At 43.6% G+C, this 3,882-nt stretch carries 6 protein-coding genes; 4 read left to right on the forward strand and 2 right to left on the reverse strand.

The features are described 5' to 3' along the window. The 3 genes from F6K52_RS33635 to F6K52_RS33645 all read left to right on the forward strand — a co-directional run. Window positions 1–579: hypothetical protein (locus F6K52_RS33635; RefSeq protein ID WP_293089106.1), on the forward strand; the 579-nt coding region annotated here is incomplete at its 5' end. A 26-nt stretch (window positions 580–605) separates the two neighbouring features. After that, window positions 606–1,025, forward strand: coding sequence for a secondary thiamine-phosphate synthase enzyme YjbQ (locus F6K52_RS33640; RefSeq protein WP_293089114.1), 420 nt, complete (start codon window positions 606–608; stop codon window positions 1,023–1,025). A gap of 329 nt (window positions 1,026–1,354) precedes the next feature. After that, window positions 1,355–1,618, forward strand: coding sequence for a DUF3146 family protein (locus F6K52_RS33645; protein ID WP_070390996.1), 264 nt, complete (start codon window positions 1,355–1,357; stop codon window positions 1,616–1,618). Window positions 1,619–1,955: 337 nt separating this feature from the next. Here F6K52_RS33645 and F6K52_RS33650 read toward each other — a convergent pair whose 3' ends face one another. Then, complete coding sequence (locus F6K52_RS33650) at window positions 1,956–2,357, reverse strand: pre-16S rRNA-processing nuclease YqgF (RefSeq protein WP_293089108.1); 402 nt, start codon at window positions 2,355–2,357, stop codon at window positions 1,956–1,958. A 109-nt stretch (window positions 2,358–2,466) separates the two neighbouring features. Between F6K52_RS33650 and F6K52_RS33655 the strand changes: the two genes are divergently transcribed. After that, the gene (locus F6K52_RS33655) at window positions 2,467–3,249 is read left to right on the forward strand and encodes a class I SAM-dependent methyltransferase (protein ID WP_293089110.1); all 783 of its coding nucleotides are present in this window, start codon (window positions 2,467–2,469) and stop codon (window positions 3,247–3,249) included. A gap of 58 nt (window positions 3,250–3,307) precedes the next feature. Here the strand turns inward: F6K52_RS33655 and F6K52_RS33660 are convergent. Then, the coding region (locus tag F6K52_RS33660) for a hypothetical protein (protein WP_293089112.1) at window positions 3,308–3,882 on the reverse strand (575 nt) is incomplete at its 5' end.

Below are 3,882 nucleotides of genomic sequence, written 5' to 3' on the forward strand. Positions count from 1 at the left end.
TCTAAACAGGTTAATAACAAACCCTCTGGAGAACCTTTGAGTTTACCAGAACCAGACCCAGAGAACATCACTGTCTTGACCCGTAACCTGCCCAACGAGCCTATTCTGCCCTGGAATCACTATGATTCCCCTTGGCGTGACGGGGAACCAGAGAATCCAGAGGCATCGGAAAATTCCGAGCAGGCAGATGATTCCTGTGACAATCAATCTGCAACTGAGCCAGAATCAGCAGAAAAGCCGGAGTTATCAGAAACTGCTGCTCAACTCGATAAGCTGTATACAGAAGAATTGGCAACTGTTCCTGAGTCGTTATCAGAAGATACTTCGTTATCAGAAGATACTATAGAGTCATCAGAAACTGCTGTATTGGCAACTGTCCCTGAGTCGTTATCAGAAGATACTATAGAGTCATCAGAAACTGCTGCTGTGGTGGATAAGTCTGCTGAAAATCCACCAACAGCTGTAGCCACAGAAACCTCCGTTACACCTGTGGTGGATAAGTCTGCTGAAAATCCACCAACAGCTGTAGCCACAGAAACTTCCGTTACACCATCGGAGGAACTAAAACAGCTAGGGTAGGAGTGGCTCGATTAACTAACCCTTCTATGACTCATTATCAACAACGACTCAAAATTAAGACTACCGGTAAATCCTTCTCTAACATTACCGGAAAAGTTCAATCCGTGGTTGCTACATCAGGACTGGAGACTGGATTGTGTACCATTTTCCTGCGTCATACATCGGCAAGTCTGGTAATTCAGGAAAATGCTGATCCTGATGTGCTCATGGATTTATCGAACTTTTTTGCTAAATTAGTACCAGAAGATGGTAAGAGCTATAGCCATAGTGCGGAAGGTCCTGATGATATGCCAGCTCATATCCGCACTGTACTGACTAAAACATCGGAACAGATTCCTATTGCTCAAGGGAGATTGCTCCTAGGAACCTGGCAGGGCATTTATATTTGGGAGCATCGGCGACAGGCTCACTACCGGGAGTTGGTGGTCCATATCGCAGGGATTTAATATCAACCAATATCTATTCTAACTATTACCTAAAATTGTTACCAATAATTAAGCAGAAATTGTGACCAGTACTAAGGGTGACTGTATTTAGGACTCAAGAGCCACGGGAGTTGTGCTTGCTGTAGGGCTTGAGTAAAGCGTGATGTTATCTTTTGGAACGGTACGGTTTTGTAAAAAGCATCCATCAGCACCTGGTTGCCTTCAGCACCTGGTTGCCTTGGGCATCAACCACCCACACGGATATGACATTCCGGTTGATCCCTATTGACTTATCTGCCAACAGGTCTGCTAACCTATGTCTTTAAAGCAGATTAGGATTTTTTACCATTGTGAGTGCAAAGGGTTTGCCTGAAACCACTGCCTACGTCAGAATTACGCGGCACTGCTGGCAACAGGGCAAGATTGAAGGGGAAGTACAAGCCGCAGACTATGAATGGGAGTTTCAATGGCATTTTCGGATCAGTCAGCTGTTAGTCACCCCCTCATTGGGCCGTGCCTTGATTCAGGAACCCCTTGGCAGATTTTTAGAACAGTGGGATTACCAGCTCGAACCAGGAGGAAACTATGCTTTTACCATTCGAGCTGAACTATAGCATATATCAATTCGGTGAGGTACTTTTGTCCTGGGTTTTAGCAATTAGGAATTAGGTAATAGAAAAATTTTGTATCTCATAAATATGAGATAATATACATGATCACCAGGGATAAGAGGGGAAAGTTAGAACAGGCTTGAGCATCCTGTCAATAGGTATAGCACTACGCACTATGGTGTTTGACAAGTGAAGAAAAATTAAAATCGCTCAATCCCTTGATTAGTAAGCTTTTTTCTTCACTATTGCGCTTCATGCCTATTGCGCTTCATGCCTGGCGCGTAGCGCTATAATGCCCAAGTCAATAGGTAATGCCCAAGGGCAGACGACGATATCCCTTCTAGCTTTTGCCTTTGATTAAGTAGCGCTCGATTAACAAAATTGCCACAATATCATCAATGGGTCGAGGAGGTTGGCGCATTCCTTGGGGAATGAGCCGTTGGAACCCTCTGGGAGGATACATTTGCCAGTAGCGTGGGCGAGCTTCTAAACTACTGTAGCGCTCATCTACCAGGACAATAGGTACTGATACTGGTAATTCCTCCTTGATTTTCTGTTTCCATCTCTTGGCAGTAGTTTGGTCTCCCATCACAATGGTTTCAATGGGGAATTGTTGACACAGTTCCTGGAGTTTTGCGATCGCATTTCCTGAAGCGACTACCTCATGGGTTAGCAGCTGACCTTCTTTCTCCATCACTGCTACACCACATTTATCTCGTCCTGGATCGAAGCCTAAAATCATCTCAATGCACGGATTATGTAAATCTTTGTCAAAATTGCTAATCTGGCAACACAACTAGTACCCTACCCTACAAGTATAGTGATTGCCTAAATCCTGATTGGTATTAATCATGGGCGAAACGAACCTTGAGACAACACCATTACACCAGATGAACCCAGAGAGTCGATTTTCTGAGTTGGTGGCAGATTATGCCAAATATCGACCCAGTTACCCAGCTGCAGCTATCGACAAGATTCTGGAAGGACTTGAGAACAGAGGGCAACTGGTAGCTGCAGATATTGGTGCAGGAACAGGAATTTCCTCTCGGCTACTAGCTCAACGAGGAGTTCAAGTTATTGCCATCGAACCCAATACTGAGATGAGACAGGCTGCTACGACCCATCCATTGGTTGAATTCCGGGATGCAACTGCTCAACAGACCAACTTAGCTGATGCATCTATTGACTTAGTGGCTTGCTTTCAATCCTTCCATTGGTTTGATCCAGAGCCAACTTTGCTAGAGTTTCGCCGTATCATGAAGCCTACTGGACAATTAGCTGTGGTCTGGAATGACCGCAACCGCCAAGATGATTTTACTAAAGGCTATAGTCATCTAGTGCAAATCGCTTCCAATCATCATCCCGCCGAATCCCGCATGTGTTCGGTAGACCCCTTGCTCGCTAGTCCATTGTTTCCCAATGTCTATTCGTACACTTTTTCTTATCAGCAAGCCTTAGATAAAGATGGTCTGATTGGTCGTGCTATGAGTGTCTCCTATATCCCACGGGAAGGATTAGCCCACCAGAAACTTATCTCTGATTTGCAGGAATTGTATAACAGCTGGTGTGATCAAAAAGGTTTAGTTTACTTGAGGTATCGTACTAGGGTTTACGTAGCTCAACCTGAGTGCTAAGTTGTGATTAATAACTCTCAGTATAGCATTTATAATTGTGTTCTACTACTTAGTTAGTCTAGTTTAGTTCGTCCAATTTTAAATCATCAATATAGAGCAGGAAGAAGCCTAGAAAGATTGTAATTAGTGATCGCCAAAAAGGTTGAATAGGTATGTCCCAAAGCAACCCCCATATACCACACCAGGAAATTATGATGGCGATCATAGTATACATAGTTGATAAGTTCGGATATTTTGTTTTGAAGTGGTAGAAAAGCTTTTCCCTCCAATTCATTTCATCGAAATCTTTTTCTATAGGAGTTTTTTTCATAACTACCAGCTCCTGCAATGATAGGTCATCTATCCAGATCATGAGCAGACCAAGCATTAACAAAGCAAAGTGACGCATAACCACTTTTAGAGCAAAATCAGGGGCAGGCTCATCGAGCAAATTGGTTCCTTGTGCCCATGCATCGGAGATGAGAACAACACCACTCCAGATGGCTATGATACAAATTGTTACATATAGAGCTTGGATGTTAGGGTATTTAGTCTTGAGGGTATCGAAGAACCTCTCTCGCAGACTAGGGCGACTAGAGGGTTTTGCTTGGATATTTGAAATAGCTGATTGGATGTTTTTTTTTGGATCCATAT

Origin of the sequence: Moorena sp. SIO3H5 (assembly GCF_010692395.1) — a bacterium.
Lineage (GTDB): Bacteria > Cyanobacteriota > Cyanobacteriia > Cyanobacteriales > Coleofasciculaceae > Moorena.